At 35.5% G+C, this 19,491-nt stretch carries 13 protein-coding genes; 2 read left to right on the top strand and 11 right to left on the bottom strand.

Annotated features, from left to right (window positions below; genetic code table 11):
- Positions 1–2 precede the first annotated feature (2 nt).
- From BLS98_RS02600 to BLS98_RS02570, 7 genes are all read right to left on the bottom strand, one after another.
- On the bottom strand, positions 3–836 hold the full coding sequence (locus tag BLS98_RS02600) for a hypothetical protein (RefSeq protein ID WP_089733306.1): 834 nt from the start codon (positions 834–836) through the stop codon (positions 3–5).
- Complete coding sequence (locus tag BLS98_RS02595; RefSeq protein WP_089733304.1) at positions 833–2,077, bottom strand: radical SAM protein; 1,245 nt, start codon at positions 2,075–2,077, stop codon at positions 833–835. Before BLS98_RS02595 ends, BLS98_RS02600 begins: the two co-directional genes overlap by 4 nt.
- Positions 2,078–2,140: 63 nt before the next feature.
- Positions 2,141–2,356 carry a hypothetical protein gene (locus tag BLS98_RS02590; RefSeq protein WP_089733301.1) on the bottom strand — a complete coding sequence of 72 codons (216 nt, stop codon included), beginning with the start codon at positions 2,354–2,356 and terminating at the stop codon, positions 2,141–2,143.
- An 87-nt stretch (positions 2,357–2,443) separates the two neighbouring features.
- Entirely contained in the window at positions 2,444–4,594 is a 2,151-nt protein-coding gene (locus BLS98_RS02585; protein WP_089733300.1) for a glycoside hydrolase family 97 protein, read from the bottom strand.
- 85 nt (positions 4,595–4,679) lie between these two features.
- On the bottom strand, positions 4,680–5,753 hold the full coding sequence (locus BLS98_RS02580; RefSeq protein WP_089733298.1) for a SusF/SusE family carbohydrate-binding protein: 1,074 nt from the start codon (positions 5,751–5,753) through the stop codon (positions 4,680–4,682).
- Between the two features lie 19 nt (positions 5,754–5,772).
- Positions 5,773–7,374: a RagB/SusD family nutrient uptake outer membrane protein gene (locus BLS98_RS02575; RefSeq protein WP_089733296.1), complete on the bottom strand. Its 1,602-nt coding sequence runs from the start codon at positions 7,372–7,374 to the stop codon at positions 5,773–5,775.
- An 11-nt stretch (positions 7,375–7,385) separates the two neighbouring features.
- Positions 7,386–10,163, bottom strand: coding sequence for a SusC/RagA family TonB-linked outer membrane protein (locus BLS98_RS02570; RefSeq protein ID WP_089733294.1), 2,778 nt, complete (start codon positions 10,161–10,163; stop codon positions 7,386–7,388).
- Between the two features lie 335 nt (positions 10,164–10,498).
- Between BLS98_RS02570 and metG the strand changes: the two genes are divergently transcribed.
- Together metG and BLS98_RS02560 are read left to right on the top strand one after the other, a co-directional pair.
- The gene (gene metG / locus BLS98_RS02565; protein WP_089733292.1) at positions 10,499–12,535 is read left to right on the top strand and encodes a methionine--tRNA ligase; all 2,037 of its coding nucleotides are present in this window, start codon (positions 10,499–10,501) and stop codon (positions 12,533–12,535) included.
- A gap of 187 nt (positions 12,536–12,722) precedes the next feature.
- Entirely contained in the window at positions 12,723–13,388 is a 666-nt protein-coding gene (locus BLS98_RS02560) for a hypothetical protein (protein WP_089733291.1), read from the top strand.
- 187 nt (positions 13,389–13,575) lie between these two features.
- Here BLS98_RS02560 and BLS98_RS02555 read toward each other — a convergent pair whose 3' ends face one another.
- From BLS98_RS02555 to BLS98_RS02540, 4 genes are all read right to left on the bottom strand, one after another.
- Positions 13,576–14,280 (bottom strand): class I SAM-dependent methyltransferase, encoded by a 705-nt coding sequence (locus tag BLS98_RS02555; protein ID WP_089733289.1) that lies wholly within the window; start codon positions 14,278–14,280, stop codon positions 13,576–13,578.
- A 151-nt stretch (positions 14,281–14,431) separates the two neighbouring features.
- Positions 14,432–15,241: a siderophore-interacting protein gene (locus tag BLS98_RS02550; protein ID WP_089733287.1), complete on the bottom strand. Its 810-nt coding sequence runs from the start codon at positions 15,239–15,241 to the stop codon at positions 14,432–14,434.
- Positions 15,242–15,350: 109 nt separating this feature from the next.
- Positions 15,351–17,561 (bottom strand): TonB-dependent receptor, encoded by a 2,211-nt coding sequence (locus BLS98_RS02545; protein ID WP_089733285.1) that lies wholly within the window; start codon positions 17,559–17,561, stop codon positions 15,351–15,353.
- Positions 17,562–17,866: 305 nt separating this feature from the next.
- On the bottom strand, positions 17,867–19,459 hold the full coding sequence (locus BLS98_RS02540; RefSeq protein WP_089733283.1) for an MFS transporter: 1,593 nt from the start codon (positions 19,457–19,459) through the stop codon (positions 17,867–17,869).
- Positions 19,460–19,491 lie beyond the last annotated feature (32 nt).

Below are 19,491 nucleotides of genomic sequence, written 5' to 3'. Positions count from 1 at the left end.
GATTAGTAATTATTGAATTCTCCCACAAATACCATGGTTATATCAAACTTCTTGTTGCCCAGTGTGCTTCCGTCATGAATGAAATTATCTGTTGGAGCAATATAATATTGGTAAGGTTTTACCTCTATTCTGATTACCGGATAATCCGGATACAATGAAAAAAATAATTCAACAATATTATTTGAGGTAACAATAATATCCTGATGACGCTTCTTAACATCGGTATAAATTTGTTTCAATGTTAAGTTTACAAAATATAGATATCTGGATTCTTCACTAATATTGATGGAGATTCTATTGTCTGATTTATATGCTGTATTGGGCGTAAATTTTGTACTTTGATCTATATGCAAACCTGTGTACTTTATATGCTCCCTATTATGGAGATGAAAAGTAGTGGTATGCATATTGGGAAGGCATCTTGTGATGCGATGAAAATTGTATTTCTGAGTATCTGATTTTTGATTAAGAAATTGATTTAAAACTTTATTAAGTTTTAATGTAAGCTTTTCATCTTCCTGAAATTTGGGCTGAACATCAAAAAGAGTCTTGCATTCCTCCAGCTTTATTGCTTTAAACAAGGTCTTCAATTCATCCGGAATCTCGCCCAACCCTAAAGTATTGAACATTTTATTTCCTTTCTCTGAATACGAAAGAATTTTGTATTCAGATTCTGTAAGATCCCGCCATTTATCATGAGGCAAATAAGCGTTATCAAAATACTCAATCCCTGTATTAACGACTTTTTCAGCCACTACTCCTTTACTGATTTTAAGCTGATTCTTCCAGTTGAAATCAGATTCTCCAGCCAAATACATTCCCTTCTTTAGATTCATGCTAAACGATAATGCATTAATTTCTCTTTAACTTCAGTTTCAATCATAATTTCTTCAGTTTCAAATTCCAGCTCATTGACTATATCATTATAAGAAACTTTACACAATTCCATTTCTTCTTGTGTTTCTTGTGGAATTCCGTCTATAATATCATTCTGAATATAGGTAATAAGTTTAATCATATCATGACAATATATAGTAGGATTATCAAAACCTCTTTCATTAGAATAACGATTCCCTAAAAATCCGCCTCCGCAAAAATCATAGATAGAACAGTTAAGGCATTTCTGCGATACCATTGAGTGAGCATTCATATACACATCAAAAAGTTTATCTTTAAAAACATCACCAATAGCGTGGGTATGGATATTAATATCATTTCTGGTGATTCCTTCATAACAGGCTCTTATAAAGTCTGCTACTTCTAAATTACCATTAGTTTCCAGTACAGCAACTCCATTGACGTTTTTACCTAAAATCTGATCTCCTTCATCTTCACCTACAATAAGGTCTATAAGTGTTTTAAAAAATCTTACACTCATCCTATCTTTGTCGTCCTTCCAGATCTTAAATAATTCTATAAGCCAATCTGCATAGGGTGTATAATTTTTTGTATTAACCAATTCTTTTTCCATTCCATCAGGAAGTTGGTCAAAATGACCATCAGGCAAAAGGATATTAAGACCTTTTACTTTAAGATCCTTCGCTTCATCATACAGTTCCTGAGGAGGAATATTAATATTTATGACAGACAAAATTCCATTAAGCCCATACTCCTGTCCTAATATAATTGCTTCTTTTACCTCATCATAAGAGCCTTTTCCATTATGAAAAACACGGTATTTATCATGATATTCTTTAGGCCCATCTATACTTATCCCAACCCTGATATCCAACTCATTAAAAAGCTGATACCATTCATCATCTAGCCCAACACCATTGGTCTGGATGACAAAATCAAAGTAATTATCGGGAAGTATTTCCGTGAAAATCCTGATAGATTCACGATAAAACTCTTTGGATATTAATAAGGGTTCACCTCCATGAAAAACAATCTGTATATTATTCAAATTATTTTCCAGGCAATATTCATTAAGTTTAGCAGCAAAGGCTTTTATGGTATCAATTGACATGAATTTAGGCTGCTTCAGATACGTTTTATCGCCCAAATTATACATGTAACAATACGAACAGTTGAGATTGCATCTACTTGCAACCTTTAATACAAAAGATGTAATCATATCCTATAGAATAAAAAAATAGTTCTCCGCCATAGCGAAGAACTATACATTTTAATTTAGTAATTATAGCTTAGTGGTAGCTAATAAGAATTGATCAGCTCTGTTATAAGCAGCAGATGCTCCTGATCTAGCTGTTACGCTACAATTGTCAGGGGATATTATTACAGAAACCCCACCAAAAATAGATTTATACAAATCTACATTTTCAGAAGACTGCATCGCTTTTTTAAGGATGTTCTTTTGCTCTAAGTTACTGGTAATTTTTAGTTTCTTTTTCATGATAAAATAGTTTTGGTTAATAAATTACAATAATTCCCCAAATATAGATATTTTATCAAACGGAAAAAGAAATATTTTACAAAATAATTACTTTTTTTTAATAGTTATTGCAAAACCACCACTTCTAGCCATTTTAAAATTAATTTTTGATTTACTTGTGATTGTTTTGTTATAAATATGATAACTCTGAGGATTATCTATATAATCAGCATCTTTTCCATCTTCATAAATGGTTGCTTCATAGGTCTGACCTTTATCCAGGAATGAAAAATCTACTGTATATTCACGTTTGTTTTCATCCGTAATGCCTCCTACAAACCAGTTTTCTGTACCTTTTGCTTTTCTGGCAGTGATAACATAATCTCCTGGTTCTGCAGATAAAATTTTCGTATCATCCCAATCAGCAGCTACATCTTTGATAAACTGGAATGCATCCATATGCTTTTTATAGTTCTCAGGAAGGTCAGCAGCCATCTGAAGGGGCATATACATCGTTACGTATAAAGCAAGCTGTTTTGCCAATGTAGTTTTTACGAAACGGTTATCTCCAGGGAAATAATAGTCTAATTTCGTCTGGAAAATTCCCGGTGTATAATCCATAGAACCACCCATCCATCTTGTAAACGGAAGTACTGTCTGGTGATCCGGCTTGTTTCCTCCGAATGCTTCATACTCTGTTCCACGTGCTGCTTCTGCAGAGATGTAGTTCGGGTAAGTACGGCTTTCCCCTGTAGGACGTACAGACTCGTGAGAGTTTACCATGATTTTATAGTCGTTTGCTTTTTCAGCAATTCTATAATAGTGATTGATTGTCCATTGAGAATAGTGATGCTCTCCTCTTGGAATAATATCTCCTACATATCCTGTTTTTACAGCATCATAGCCATATTTATTCATCGTTTGGAACGCTTTATCTGCCCATCTTTCATAGTTCGTAGCAGAACCTGAAGTTTCGTGGTGCATGATCAATTTAATTCCTTTTGAATGTGCATAATCGTTCAGCATTTTGATATCGAAATCCGGGTAAGGAGTAATGAAATCGAAAACAAATTCTTTAGAATGTCCGAACCAGTCTTCCCAGCCAATGTTCCATCCTTCAATCAATAGCCCTTGGAATCCGTTTTCAGCAGCAAAATCGATATATTCTTTAACTTTCGTATTGTTAGCTGCATGTTTTCCGTTTGGAGTTAACTTCGCAAAGTCTGTTTTCCCTAAATGAACATTTTCTGCTGTAGAATAGGCCCATTGAGATTTTCCGATAATCATTTCCCACCAAACTCCCATGTATTTTGTAGGGTGAATGTAAGAGGTATCTGTGTATTTTGTAGGCTCGTTCAGGTTAAAGATCATTTTAGAATCCATTACCTCTTCAGCTTTTGGCGCAACGATAATTGTTCTCCAAGGAGTTACTGATGGAGTCTGGATATACCCTTTTGCTCCTTGTCTGTCTGCGGTTAAGTGTGTTTTGAACTTAAAGTTCTGAGCGTCTACTTCAAGGTGTGAAACCGGATAATCTAATACAGCTGCTTCTGCAACGTTAATGTACAAAGGTGATTTTCCCTCTTTCTTAAGCATCAATGGAGACTGAACTGCATTTTTCACCAAGCTCTGAGAAGCATTGGCATCAAATGCTTTATCCCATTTTGCAGGAATTTCAGACACTTTTGTTTCCTGATACTGATATTCCTGAGAATCGTAATCTGCTACCATCCACCAGGCCTTCATATCGGTTGGGAAATCAATTTCAGAATCTTCTTCTCTGATCACGAAATAATTTAGATTTTTCTGCTGTGGAAATTCGTATCTAAATCCAAGACCATCATTGAAAAGTCTGAATTTCACTACAATACTTCTGTCTGTAGAAGCCTGATTTAACGTCACTGCTAATTCATTGTAGTGGTTGATATAGTTTTTCTTTTCTCCTAAAACCGGCTGCCATGTCTCGTTTTTAGAGTCTCTTTTTTCATCTACTTTTGCAAAACCGTTGTTTAGGTCGTATTTTGCATCTTCTGCTTTGGCAATTTCAGAAGCAAATTTTATGGCTGTGTCTTTAAATAATCTCAATCCCAATTTTGAATCTTCAACAACCACCGCACCGTTGTATTTCAGATTATAGAAAGGAACTCCATCTTTTAGCTGGAAATTCATTTCAAATTTACCGTCCGGCGATTTTAAAGATTGTGCTTTCACACCAAACATCATTGAGAGCAAGAGTGCTCCAACTGTAATTTTCTTCATAATGACTATTTATTAACTTAAAAAAATAGATAAAGTGCTGCGGTAAAGCAGCACTTTGCTTTATTTTAATTTGATTTTTATTGACTTAAAATACTGGAATTACTGAGAATTCTCCCGTGATATCATTGAAATACACGTCGTAATTGAAAGTTTCTTTTACAGGAATATTTCCTCCATTAAGCTCTGCTACACCAAAAAACTCCTGAGTAGCTCCCCAGTTTGTTCCCCAATCGTGATTGGCTCTGAATTTAAATTCACCAGAACCTAGATTAGCTTTTTTCTTCACCCAAATATGAGAATCAAATGTTGATTTTTGTAAATCTGCATCTGTATTCCAATCTCCTGAAGCGGATCCAATCATAGAAACTGTTGTGTATGTAGTGGTTGGAGTAGGTATTGATGTCAATGTATAGCTTAGTGCATTGGTATCAACAGTCAACTTATAATATCCCGCTGTTTCCACTGAAATATTTCCAGAAGAGCCACTTGCACTTAATGTTCCTGCAGCTCCCCCCATTCCGTACTGAGAATCCCAAGATCCAGGAGTTTTGATAAACTTAAAGCCTCCTTTTGCAAAATATCCGGTATATGAATATTTTCCAGCAGTAGTTGTTTTCTGTAAAGGATACAATCTTGCATTGGCTGTAGTGTTATCCCAAGCTCCTGCTGTAGCATCACCAATCAGGAATAGATCTGTATAATTGTATACAGGTCCTAAGATATATGGAGTTACCTGCAATGTTATTACATTAGAATAGTATTTAGCACCACCTACAGCAGTCTTAAACCTAACCTCTAATTCATTAACCACATTTCCAGTCCCTCCTAATCCTAATACTAGCGTATTCAACTGCTTATTAGTCATAGAAAAAGGAGAAGATACAACATCAATTAATTTGCTGTCTTTAAATCCTTTTCCTTTTATTCCAAATTCAACCTGCTGAGTAGATACTACAGAAATATTAAATGTTGATTTTGCCCATTTAAAGTTTACAGCAGTAGCATCTAGATTACTTTTATCTAAAACAATTGTTGTTTTATCTGCAGAAATACTGCTTTGTGAAGTTTCACTAATAATCGCCTGATCTTCATCTTTTTCACAAGAAACAAGCCCCATTCCTATAAAAGCTATTGCTAATATTTTAATTATATTTTTCATGTTTAAGCAATATTTTAGATTAATACCCAGGATTTTGAATCAGATTAGGGTTTGCAATAATATCTTTAGCCGGAATTGGGAAAAGATTTCTATAACTTTCTACCGCTTTTCCATCTTTAACATTTCCTTTCCATGGCCATACATAATCTCCTGATGTAAATTTATTGAAACGGATTAGGTCACTTCTTCTTGTTGTTTCCCAAGATAGCTCTCTTGATCTTTCATCCAGAATAAAATTAAGATTTATAGAGGTTACATTTCCACTTACATTACCATAAGCTCGTTCTCTTAACTTATTAATATATTCGATAGCAGTAGTCTGACTTCCACCAGTACCACCTCTAAGAACAGCTTCTGCATACATCAAATAAATATCAGCTAAACGATATAACGGAATATCTGCTTCAACCCAATTGTTATGGGCTCCCGGAGATCCATTACTTTTTATGTTTTTATATTTTATGAATGCATAACCGTCACTAAAAGATCCTAGATCATTAATCTCCAGATTCTGTCCTGATGTATAGAATCTTCCTCTTTTATCGCTTCCATTTGTTGGAAACAAACCTACAAAAGCTTTAGTAGTTCTTAAACCACCCCATCCTACATTAATTCCAAAATCAGAAGAAGGCATTGTTCCTCCTACTGCAGCATGTACCAGAAAAGTGGTTCCACCATTGGTTTGCGTTCGAAGTCCATCAAAATTTACACTTAAGATTTGTTCAGGATTATTGACATCATTATCTGCAAGGAATAATTCTTCATATTTTGGTTTTAAAGAGTATCCTGCAGTAATCACTTTATTACAATAGGTAATACAGTCTGTATTTCTTTGAGTTCCTGTATATACTTCAGCATTCAAATATAATTTTGCCAATAATGACCAGGCTGCAGCTTTATCTGCTCTACCGTATTCATTAGTTTTCGGGTCTTTTAATTCTCCAGCAATAGCTAATAACTCAGACTCAATGAATTTAAATAATTCTTTTCTTTCTATTCTTTGTGGTGGAGTTTTAGATCCCGGCATATAAGATTCATCCACAAAAGGAACATTTCCAAACATATCTATGGCATAAAAATAAGACTGTGCTCTTAAGAAACGAGCTTCAGCTTTCATTAATTTTGCCTGATTAAGATTATCTCCAGTAATACCATTGGATGCCAGTTTCTCATCTGTAACATTTCTTAAAAATTCGTTACAAAAAGCAATCTCAGTATAAACTCTGTAATACATTGCTGCAATGAACTCATTAGAAGAATCCCAAGTCATTTTATGAAGGGTATGAAGATTTCCATCATTCCAGCCAATTACTGCTTCATCAGTAGTAACAACATTCAAGTTATAAAGTAGTCTTGTGTATTGGGAAAAACCACCATTAATTCCGTTGATATCACTATTTGGCTGATCTCCATCACCACCAATCTGACCTCCCATAGCATACCCGCCGTATAATTTTGCCAGAATATTTTTATAGTTTGCGAAATCCTTATATATACTCACGGAAGTCACATCTGTTATGGGTTCTCTTTCAAGATCTTTCACACAAGAAGTGGCTGTTAACAAAAATACTGCAGAAAGAGACAAAACAATATTTTTAATTTTAATTCTATTTAGTTTCATTTGATTCTTATTTAAAATTGGAAGTTAAAACCTAAAGAATAGATTCTAGGCATTTGATAGTAACCATTATCTATTCCTCCGAAAACCTCAGGATCAACTCCTGAATATTTCGTGATCACAAAAACATTTTGTGCCATTCCATATATTTTCAGATTACTTCCCTTAGAGAAAATTTCTCCGAAATTGTATCCAATATTGATATTATCCAACCTTAAGAATGATGCATTCTCTACATAAATATCCGATTTATATTGAGGTAATGAAAATTTATATTGAGGTGCTGTCATAAATACATTCTGAAGATACTCATTGGTAGATGCAGACTGTAAAGAACTGTTTGAGGCAGCATTATTATATACATAATTTCCTAATACAGCTCTTGCACTTAAAGAGAAATCCCAGTTCTTGTGAGATACTTTAGTAGAGAAACCTAAAATAGCATCTGGTGTTGTAGATTTATAATAATACATGTCTTTTGTATTAATTATACCATCTCCATTTCTGTCTACATAAGCTCCATCTACTGGTTTTCCATTAGTATCATATACCTGCTGGTACACCCAGAATGCATTAGGGGCATATCCTACAGCATGCGCCTGAATTCTATTTCCTGCTGCTCCTTCAATACCACCAACTTCCATATTAAATGATGCATCTGCTCTTTCTTTTAATTTGGTAATGACAGGTTTATAATGAGTAGCGTTGAAACTTACCTCCCAAGTTGTTTTTTCAGTTTTAATAGGAACTACAGTAATACTCCCTTCAATACCTTCGTTCTTCATATCTCCAACATTCTGCCAGCTGGCATTACTTAAACCTCCTGCAGGTTCATCTGCATATACTAACAAGTCTTTAGTATCCTTTCTGAACACATCAATTGAACCTGTAATTCTGTTATTTTTGAATCCAAAATCCAATCCTAAGTTTTTTGTTGTTGTGGTTTCCCAGGTAAGATTTGGATTATAGTTAGCAGGCCTGAACATATAATAATATTGATTACCAAACTGATAACTTGCTTCCGAATAACTTGGATTGTATGAAGCAAAAGCAGGATAGTTATTAGGTTTGTTTCCATCTAGAGCAGGAAGCTCTTGCTGTCCGGTTTTCCCCCATCCTGCTCTCAATTTTAAAGTACTGATTGCAGAAATGTTTTTAATAAAGTTTTCTTCATTTAATTTCCAAGCTGCAGATACTCCAGGGAAAACACCCCATACATTATTTCTTGTTCCATTAAAGAATCTTGAAGATCCGTCTCTACGTACTGACCCTGAAATAACATATTTATTGTCAATAGTAAAGATCGCTCTTCCATAGAAAGAGATCAGGGTATTTTGAGTTTTAAAATCCAAATCCTTACTATTGATTCCCGTTCCTCTATACGTTAATGCCCCAGGAATAGTAGTTTGAAAATCCTGATAAGCATATCCAGCGGTAATATCTACTCCTGTATTAATTGCTGATATAGTCTTCACATAGTTGAAGTAAGTTTCCAATAACTTATTATTCTTTTCCATAGAATAGAAATTGGAACTTCCTCTGTCATCATAACCGGATTTATAATTTCCATCCTTTACTTTATGACCTTCACTTTTGGTGTAATCATACCCGGCATTCACGTTAAAGCGAAGATCCGGAAGGAAGTGAAATTTATAATCTAACTGAATGTTCCCTAATCCTCTGGTTACTGAAGAAATGTCACGAATTGCATTCAGCATAGATACTGGATTGGCATTGGCATTACCATTCAATTTATTGGTAAGCAATCCATTTTTCTCCTCAGTTAAGAACCATTCATAATATCCTCCGTTTCCTGGCACTGCATTTACATTATCATAAACAGATTGTGTAGGATCAAAATAAGTAGCAGCTTTAATTATTCCACCATCTACAAATCTGTTATCGGTAAAGGTTCCTTTAGCATTAATGTTTACGGTTAAATGATTATCAAAGAATTTAGGGTTAATATTCAAACCTACAGAAGTTCTTTTAAAGGAATTTGTCTTCACAATACCATTCTGTTCGTTATATCCTATAGATAAACGATATGGTAATCCTTTAATTCCTCCTGAAAAAGCAACATTATTATCTGTACCCCAAGCTGCCTGATAAATCTGATCTTGCCAATCAGTATTTGCTGACCCAAGTCTCTTTCTATAGCTTTCAGATGCGTTTGCATTTACAAAATTTCTAAACTGATCTGCATTAAGTACATCTACTTTTCCCATTTTAGTAGACACAGAAGCTACTGTTGAAAAATTCACTTTAAATCTTCCCGAAGATCCTTTTTTAGTAGTAATTAAGATAACTCCGTTAGAAGCCCTGTTACCATAGATGGCTGTAGCTGAAGCATCTTTCAAGATATCAAATGTTTCAATATCATTAGGGTTGATAAGAGCTAATGGATCTGAAACACCATTTACCCCTACAAAATCCTGTGGCACTCCATCAATCACGACAAGCGGGGAATTCTCACCACTTAAAGAAGATGTTCCTCTGATTCTGATTTTTGTTCCTGAACCGGGAGCACCACTATTATTGGTAACCTGCACTCCAGGTGTCTTACCCTGGATAAGCTGTCCTGCAGAAGTTGCCCCGCCGTTAAAATCTTTAGCAGTTACAGAGGTAATAGAACCTGTAAGATCCGATTTCTTCTGCTTACCATATCCAATCAAGACTACCTCCTCAATTTTCTTCTCCTTGGTGGCAGAGTCCTTAATCTGCGCATGCATTACTGTACTTGCCAGTAAAAAAGCAGGCGCTATTTTTAATGCCGTTGTAAAATTTTTCACAATTTTATTTTTATAGTTTCGTTTTTTCAGTCCTAAATCCGGCTTGTAGCCAGTCTCGCAATTTAAAAAAAAAATAGAATTATCATAATTTTAATATAAGTTATGATAAAATTATGTATATTACGAAACCGTTTTTAGTTAAAATTTTACATCTCAATATTTTACACGATAGTATGCTATGCATAATATTTATTTTGCGTTAACAAAAAGTTAAACATTCGTTTAACTTAATTTCATATTAAACTCTGAAAAACGGCAAGATTTATCATAATAACTCCACAAAGAGCGGTATTCAAGAGATAATCCTTATCTTTGCAGTCAAAACTTTACTATAAATGTCAAACAGAAAGATGATTACGGCAGCTTTGCCTTATGCAAACGGTCCGGTTCATATAGGACATTTGGCAGGTGTTTATATTCCTGCGGATGTTTACGCAAGATTTCAGAGAAGATTAGGAAAAGATGTAGCGTTTATCTGTGGTTCGGATGAGCACGGTATTCCTATTACCATAAGAGCTAAAAAAGAGGGAGTTACTCCACAGGATATCGTCGACAAATATCACGGGATTATTAAAAAATCTTTTGCTGATCTTGGAATTTCATTTGATGAATATTCAAGAACAACTTCTCCAAAGCATTATGAAACCAGCCAGGATTTCTTCAAAGTTCTTTATGAAAAAGGAAAATTCACGGAAGAGGTTTCTGAACAGTATTTTGATGAACAAGCAGGAGAATTTCTTGCTGACCGTTATATTGTAGGAACTTGTCCGAATTGTGGTAATGAGAATGCTTATGGTGACCAGTGTGAGAAATGTGGCTCTACCCTTTCTCCCTCTGAACTGATCAACCCGAAATCAATGCTTAGCGGAAATGTTCCTATTCTTAAAGATACAAAGAACTGGTACTTGCCACTTAATGAATACGAAGATTTCTTAAACGAATGGATCATTGAAGGTCATAAAGATGACTGGAAGCCTAACGTATACGGCCAGGTTAAATCATGGTTAAACGATGGATTAAAGCCACGTGCAATGACCAGAGACCTTAACTGGGGCGTTCCTGTTCCCCTTCCAAATGCAGAAGGAAAGGTTCTTTATGTTTGGTTTGATGCGCCAATCGGATATATTTCTTTCACGAAAGAATGGGCTGAGAAAAACGGAAAAGACTGGAAAGATTACTGGCAAAGTGAAAACAGTGATCTGGTACACTTTATCGGAAAGGATAATATTGTATTTCACTGTATTATTTTCCCAGCGATGATGAAGGCACATGGAGATTATATTATGCCTAAAAATGTACCTGCTTTTGAATTCCTGAACCTTGAGAATGATAAAATCTCAACATCAAGAAACTGGGCGGTTTGGGCACATGAATATGTAGAAGAATTCCCGGGACAACAGGATGTTTTAAGATATGCTCTTCTTTCATCTGCTCCTGAAACTAAGGATAATAATTTTACATGGAAGGATTTCCAAACGAAGAATAATTCTGAATTGGTTAACAAATTTGGAAACTTTATTAATCGTGTTATCTCTTTTACCAATAAGAATTTTGAAGGGAAAGTACCAAGTGGAGTCTTAGATGATACCAGTAAGACTGCAATGAAAAATGCAATTGAAGAAGTTAATAATTACTTAGAAAAATACGAGTTTAGAAATGCACTAAACGCATTCATGGGCTTAGTTGATTATGGTAATTTATATCTTCAAAATGCAGAACCTTGGAAAACAATAAAGAATGATCCAAATGAGGCTGGGCAAGCAATGTTCGTGGGAGCACAAATTGCGGCAGTTGTTGCTCAATTATGTGAGCCATTCATGCCATTTTCAGCTGAAAAATTATTTGGGTATTTCAATATTGAGAAAAAAGATTGGAATGATTTAAAAAATACTGAAATCCATATTGAGGTAGGTCATAAAATTGAAGAAGCTCCTTTATTATTTACTAAAATTGAAGACAGTGTAATCGAAGCTCAAGTTCAAAAGCTGGAAGACACCAAACAAAACAATAAGAAAACCAACCCTAACGCTAATCCAATGAAAGAAGAAATCACTTTTGATGATTTTACTAAAATAGATCTTAGAACAGCTACCATTTTAGAGGCTGAAAAAGTAGAAAAAGCAGATAAATTGCTAAAACTTACTGTAGATACAGGAGTAGACGTAAGAACTGTAGTTTCAGGAATTGCAGAAAGCTTTACGCCTGAAGAATTAATTGGTAAGCAGGTTATGATCTTATTAAACCTTGCTCCAAGAAAAATTAGAGGAATTGAATCTCAGGGAATGTTGTTATTAACAACTAAACCGGATGGTAAATTATCTTTCGTAACACCGGATGACAGCAATGTTGAAAACGGTATTGAGATTGGATAATTAATATCTAAATATAAAAGTTAAAGGCTGTTTCATTTTGAAGCAGCTTTTTTAATTGTAAAACGATTGGTGGTTAGGTATTGAATTCTCTCGCTGATCTTGCTGATTTCGCAGATCATTGGCTAAAGGAAATTGAATAACGTATATTTACTTGTAGGATAATATTATTTATATTTGCAGCCTTATTATGGTTAATAAAAGTGTTTTAAGGAAGCTCTCCGATTCAGAATTAGAAAAGTATTTAAAAGAAGGTAATCGCTTTGTTCCGGAGGCCGTTAAGGTCGCTTTTGAAATTCTGGAAGAAAGAGGACGTGCTTTCAGTGAAGTTGAAAAAACAGCTATCCAGCAAATGATTCAGCGTAAAAAGGAAGCTGAAGAAACTCAACATACAGAAGAAGTAGAAACCTGGAAAGACCATATTACAGAAGATCCGGAGGCCATCAAGCTTTATTCACGAATGACTATTTTGGTCAGTAGTGTTTTTTTCACTCCGGTTCCTGGATCTATTTTACTATTCCTCAATTTAATCAAATTAAAAAAATACCCTGCCAGCTTCTTAGCACTAGCATTCGGTTTTCTTTTTTTAATGTTTCAAAAATACGTTCTGCTTTCTCATTTTGATTTCGGTACATCTTCCCGATATAGTCCTGAAATTGGTGTCATTGCAGTAGGAGCTTTGGGTTTACTTGTCATCAGTGTTCTAGCAACTCCAAAAAAACTTCCTTACCGTGCAGAATCTTATATTCTTCCTGTAGCTTTATGTGCCGGAACTGCTGTTCTGATGTATTTTTATTTCCAGGAATGGTTTTCTTATTATCCGTTTGCAAGAGCTATTCATCTATTCAGACAATAATAAGGAGCTGTTTCCCGCTATCCACTTTTACTCCTCGCTCCTGACTCAATAGCCAACCACATGCTGTGGGGTAACCGTTTCTATCGGGGCTAGGAAAAAGTACAAAAAAGTCATTCCGTTTTACAGAATGACAATATATGAATTCATGAGATTGCTTCGCTTTCAGCTCGCAATGACTTATTGTTAATTATTTCTTAGTCAGTTTTGCTAAGTAAGAGTCTTCATCCTGCAACACTTTCTCTATTTTAAATCCATTATTTTCAGCAGCATTTTTTAAGGTATTAAAATCTAAATAAAGCCATGTGATCGGTTTTTCAGATTGCCCTTTATAATGTACAACATATTCTAATTCTCCGTAATACCCTCCGGCAGGAATATAGACTCCACCATCTTTATCACGATCAAACATATAAAGAATATCTGTGCTGTCAATCAGAATCTGTCCGCTTTCGCTCAGCAAAGATCCTAGTTTCTGAAGGTAAGAATCAATTTTAGATAATCCCTCAAAGATTCCGGTACCATTCATTAATAACAAAACAGTATCAAATGTTTCTCCTGAAAACTCCAGGATATTCTTGCAAACGGCCTTCTTAACTCCTCTTAATTTGCAGACTTCAATTGATTTTGGTGAAATATCCAAAGCCGTAACATCAAGATCAGTTTCATTCTGAAGGTATAAAGCATGTGAACCTGCTCCAGCCCCAATATCCAACACTTTTCCTTTGGATAGCTGTAATGCTTTCTGCTCAATATCATTCATATCTTCAAAATCCCTGAATAAATAGTCTACAGGAAGTTCATCCAATTCAGAAATTGACGTTTCCGTCTGCAGGTCTGCAGGATTTTCATCATGATAATAATCCCAGATGGCTTGGCCCATTAAATCTTTCATAGCAGCAAAGATACGCCTTCAAAAGGTAAAGTTCAAAGTCCATGGTTCAAAGTTTAAAGTTGGGTTTTATACCATAATCTCAAATTTACCCTCTAAATTTACTATTTCTCGTCTATTATCTCCTCTCTCACGTCTTCCCATCTTCAAGCCCTTATGCTATCGAATCTTTTTCTTCATGCCTATCTGCCTGTGATTCATTTTCTGCTTTCCCTGCTTTCCAGTAAGAAAATGCATAGAGCTCTTTGGAAGTCCAGTGTTTTTCTTTTCGGAGATAAGTGCGAATTTCTTTAACACTGGAAAATTCACATGCTACATACCCAAATTTTGAAGTTTCAGGAATATCAATATTCTTTACCATCTCAGCAATTTCACTGCTGGTTTGTGGCTGAGAATTATGAAGCCATTTAAATTCAATATCTGCTTTAGTTTTCAGTATCTGTTCATCTTCTTTTCCATGAACTTCGATAATACAGATTCCTTTTGCTGTTTCCGGGAGCGTTTCTAAAATAGCACTTAACACAGGAATTGCGGTAGCATCACCTGCCAATAAATACCAATCTGCTTCAGGATATAGTTCTTTTCCATCCAGACGCATCATTACACCAAGCTTTGCTCCTGCTTCTGCTTCTCTTGCCCATTTTGAAGCTGGGCCTCCATCTCCATGATCTGCAAAATCAATAAATACTTCATTTTTTTCCAGATCAATTCCTCTATGGGTGTAGGTTCTGATGGATGGGGCCACTTCTTTTGGCGGATATACCCATTCATCATTTTCTATTGTCGGAAAATGAACTTCATTTAACCCAACCGGAGGAATCGCAATCTTATTATTATCCCCAACAGTAGTATTTTTAAACAAATGAACTTCTGGAGAATACAGATACACTCTAATAAAATGATCGGTGATGTATTCTTTTCTGGTGACTTCGGCAATGAATTGCCCTGTTGAAATTTGAGCCATAACTGAATTAATTTTTAAGTTAAAATCCGGCTTCCGATCAATATCAGAAACCGGATTTGTAGAAAGTATTTGATTCAGACTAAGGCATAATTACCCTAATCCTATTTTTTTAAAAGTCAAAAGTATAAGACAGGTTAAATGTTCTGCCTCTTCCTTTATAGTTAAACAATGCAGGCATTCCATAGCTTGAATATAAAACCTGGGAACGCTTGCTCCAGATGGTTTGATAATCTGTATTGAACAGGTTTTGAATTCCAAGGTTGAATTTTCCAAACTGGAATCTGTATCCTACCATAAGGTCTGAAGTATTGTAACCTTCTATTACATTTTTAAGTTCATCCTGTTGTTTGAAATTCTGTAATGACTGGAATCTGAATGACCAGTTTTTCACATTATATCCAATATAGGTAACCAATTTGGATGGTGAAGCATTGTAAATTTCCTGTTTCTGCCATTCTCCTTTGTTATCTACCTCAGATTTAATTAATAATCCGCTTGCTCCGAAATATACACCATTGTTCATGGAATAAGAAATCTCTGCTTCGATTCCCATATTTCTTAATTTCAGATCATTAACAAGAATTTGGAATGTTTTTCTATCAACGGCAACAGTCTTATCTGAATTACTTAAAAATCCGGCAATCTGTGCTCTCAATCCGCCTTTATTAATACGGTATCCTGCTTCAAATTGGTTGGTTTTGATGGCTTGTAAAGGCTGATCTTTAACATTCACACTGGAAACAACATCCCAATGTGCTCCGTTCAACTTATAGGTCCCAATTCCATAATATTTAGCAGGGTCTGCCAGGCTTACTCCTTGTGAGTAGGTACCCCAAACCTGATGATGCTCATTGAATTTGTATAATAATCCTGCATTTGCCAATGTTACATTATATGAGCTCTCACCTCCCGGAATTGCAGAGGCGGATTTCCCATATCCTGCTGCAATCTGAGTCTGTTGTTCCGAACCTACAAAATCATCTACTTTTACTTTAATATTCTGATAACGAACACCTCCGTTAACCTGTAATTTTGGAAGAATATTATATTTTGCTTGAACATATCCTGCATAACTTTGTGAACGGTTTGTAGGATATCTGCCAAGACTGTATTTGGTTTCATTGATTAATCCACCGCTTGACATTGTTTTAGTAACATCATAAACAGATTGTGTTCCTTCAAATTTTTCAAAGTCTACATCTACTCCATAGGTTACATTTAGTCCTCTCCATGATTTTGACAATAATGCCTTCAATCCTGAGTAATATGTATCCTGTTGTGAGGAAGACATATAAGGTATCGCTGTTTTTTCCAGCTTTAAAGTTCCCGGAAATGGATAGAACCCAAGTTTTTCAGCACGGGTAGCAAACTGAACATACAGATCCTGCCCTCCAAGAATATTATTTCCTGTATAAGCTACGGTTCCCATATAACGTTCTGTTCCTACATTTTTATCGGAAGAAAAACCATCTCTCATTTCCAATAAATTCCCGTCTTTCTTGATAAAAGCTCCTAGGTTTTCGCCTAGATACAAACTTCTGTCTCCATTGAATTTGGAATTATAGTACTGAAGGGAAGCCGTTATTTTATGCTTATTGTTAAACTGATATCCTCCGGTTGCCAGAACATCAATAGATTGGTTGTACTGAAGATCGGTTTGGGTAATATCTGTAAAAAGCTGCTTATGATCTGCTCCATACACGCCACCATTCTGCTGATAGGCAATCCCTAACCTTCCAAAGAACTTCTCTCCTTTTCCTGCAATAGATTGTGCTGCACGGAAATCATGGTCATCTTTGCCCATAAATCCTGTACGTATTCCTAATTCGGTCTCTCCACTGATTCCTTTTTTCGATGGTGCTTTCGTAATAATATTAATGATACCACCTGTTGCATTTCCACCATAAATAGAACTTGCTCCGGAAAGAACCTCAATTCTTTCAATATTAAATGGATCAATCGCGTCCAATTGACGGCTGATTGCACGGATACTGTTCAAAGAAACCCCATCAATCATCACCAAAGCAGAACGTCCTCTCATGTTCTGTCCGTAATTGGTTCTTCCCTGCGGTCCGATGTCCATACTTGGAATTAAAATGGATAACATTTCCTTAATGGGAACTCCACTTTTAGCCTGTTCCTGGATTTTTTCTTTCTGAACTACCCAAACGGTACCGGGAATTTCAGAAATTTTGGTAGGTTTTCTTGATGCTACGATCACAACATCTTCTATCCCTTTAGAGGTTACAGTGTCTTTAACAGTTTGGGAAAATATCAATCCCGATGCCAACAGACCTATGAATGCATAATGCTTTTTCATTCCTTCAAATCAAAGTTTTATAATCCAGCAAAGATAATTTTTATTTAGAAACAATAAAAATAAGAAAAGATGAAATTTTTCACTTTTTGGAATTAAAAGTAGGAAGATGGAGGTTGGAAGTTATTTATGTCATCAATATGGCTAGAAGTCATCACAACTGCTTTGGACTAATTTTCTTATGTTGAGCAATAGCTGTTAACCGTCTATCATAACTTCTCTCTTCCAGCCTCCGGCTTCCCTCCTAAAAATCATAAGATCCCAGCCCAACTAAGGACCAGGATCTTACTGTGAAAAACAAGGTATCTTTACATCGCAGGCCCGGCTGCGTCTTTTATTTCTTCTAATAATTTTTTACGTTCATGAAGTCTTCTTCTTGCAATAACAGATTTACCACCAAGAACTCTGACAAATCTGAAGTATTGAAATCTTTTAGCTCCGAAATGATGCGTGATTACATAAACCAAGACTCCAAAACCAATCAGAATAATGAATCCGAATATCTTTTTAGTGGCTATCAAAATAGCATTCAGCTGAATGGCTTTCATATTAGCCATCACATTCTGCGGAGTTACAGTCATTCCATCCATATAAACAGCCAGATCTCCTACTGCTGTAACCTGAAAACGGTATTGTAACCATGAATATAGGGTTGAAAATATACCTACCGCTAAGAACGTTCTCCAAACCAATACCAATCCGATGGCTGCCAGCATTTCATCCATTTCAAGTTTATCCAGCGTATAGAACCATACAGAGATAAACAGAGAACACATTCCATAGCCTTTTAAGAACATAGGAAGATACCAGTTATCATAACTGAATTCCAGTACCATAGAGAAATACATAATGATCGAATATCCTATCATCCCTGCAAACCCTGAAAAAATATACATTTTCAATGGTTTTTCTTTTTTAAACCAAAATATAGCAATGATTCCGGCTACAATGATTCCGGGAATCATCATCATGCTCAGCTTTGCATTAGTCAATGGATCATATCCTAAAACTCCTACAGCAAAAGTATTCTGAAGGGAAGCCGTTCCTAAGAACATTCCCAGCCAGAACAGCATAAATAAACCATTCTGCACATTATTTTTGGTGAAAATTTTAAATGAAAGATAAGGTCTCTTTAAGGTTAACTGACGAATGGAAAGCAAGGCAAAGCTTACAAATGCTGCAATACTCGCATTAATAATATTCTTCGAATTCAACCAGTCTTGCTGTCTTCCGAATGCATAAACATACGCCGAAAACATAAATGTTGAAATGAAAAGCAGAATACTCAGCCAGTCAATATAATGTAATGGAACTTTCAGAGCAAAGTATTTGTTATGCATGAAGATCCAGTGTATCAATGCTAAAATAAAGCATAAGACTGCCGTAAAAATGTAATACTGCTGCCAGTTATACAGAAGGGCAAACTCCGCTGAGTAATACACTGCCACCTGGTTCATCACCAGAACAAATGTATAAAATGCGCCATAAAAAATCCCTCTGTTCCCAATCATTACCATCAATGGCAAGAAGAGTTCTATGGTTACCATCATCTTCAAAAATCCAATCAATAAAGCTGAAAAGACGAAGATCATAGGCTGTAAGGTAGTTCCGTTGATATAGCTCAGTAATCCTAAAAGGACCAATAACACGATCATTTTATCTCTTACCTTGAACCTCATTTTGATTCTGATGACAACAGGCATACAAGCTCCCATTCCAATAGTGGTTGCATAGTTCGCCCACATGAAATATTCTGTCATCGCTCCTGTTCCACTCACCAGATAGCTGATGTTTCCTGTATACACTCCACCAATCGGCATTACCACGGCAAGCAGCAATACAATCAGCAGAAGCTGTACGGGTTTGGGTACCCAGTCGTTATATAATCCTTTGTTGTACATATTGTAGATAATAGATTTCAGATATCAGATGA

This window comes from Chryseobacterium jejuense (genome assembly GCF_900100075.1).
Taxonomy (GTDB): Bacteria; Bacteroidota; Bacteroidia; order Flavobacteriales; family Weeksellaceae; genus Chryseobacterium; species Chryseobacterium jejuense.
The sequence above is the reverse complement of the archived record's forward strand: the minus strand, read 5'-3'. Positions and strand labels throughout refer to the sequence as shown.

What these genes read in the sequence shown, in the direction of transcription:
- BLS98_RS02600 (WP_089733306.1), bottom strand. Translation starts at nt 836, where the DNA reads ATGAATCTAAAGAAGGGAATGTATTTGGCTGGAGAATCTGATTTCAAC.
- BLS98_RS02595 (WP_089733304.1), bottom strand. Translation starts at nt 2,077, where the DNA reads ATGATTACATCTTTTGTATTAAAGGTTGCAAGTAGATGCAATCTCAAC.
- BLS98_RS02590 (WP_089733301.1), bottom strand. Translation starts at nt 2,356, where the DNA reads ATGAAAAAGAAACTAAAAATTACCAGTAACTTAGAGCAAAAGAACATC.
- BLS98_RS02585 (WP_089733300.1), bottom strand. Translation starts at nt 4,594, where the DNA reads ATGAAGAAAATTACAGTTGGAGCACTCTTGCTCTCAATGATGTTTGGT.
- BLS98_RS02580 (WP_089733298.1), bottom strand. Translation starts at nt 5,753, where the DNA reads ATGAAAAATATAATTAAAATATTAGCAATAGCTTTTATAGGAATGGGG.
- BLS98_RS02575 (WP_089733296.1), bottom strand. Translation starts at nt 7,374, where the DNA reads ATGAAACTAAATAGAATTAAAATTAAAAATATTGTTTTGTCTCTTTCT.
- metG (WP_089733292.1), top strand. Translation starts at nt 10,499, where the DNA reads ATGTCAAACAGAAAGATGATTACGGCAGCTTTGCCTTATGCAAACGGT.
- BLS98_RS02560 (WP_089733291.1), top strand. Translation starts at nt 12,723, where the DNA reads ATGGTTAATAAAAGTGTTTTAAGGAAGCTCTCCGATTCAGAATTAGAA.
- BLS98_RS02555 (WP_089733289.1), bottom strand. Translation starts at nt 14,280, where the DNA reads ATGAAAGATTTAATGGGCCAAGCCATCTGGGATTATTATCATGATGAA.
- BLS98_RS02550 (WP_089733287.1), bottom strand. Translation starts at nt 15,241, where the DNA reads ATGGCTCAAATTTCAACAGGGCAATTCATTGCCGAAGTCACCAGAAAA.
- BLS98_RS02545 (WP_089733285.1), bottom strand. Translation starts at nt 17,561, where the DNA reads ATGAAAAAGCATTATGCATTCATAGGTCTGTTGGCATCGGGATTGATA.
- BLS98_RS02540 (WP_089733283.1), bottom strand. Translation starts at nt 19,459, where the DNA reads ATGTACAACAAAGGATTATATAACGACTGGGTACCCAAACCCGTACAG.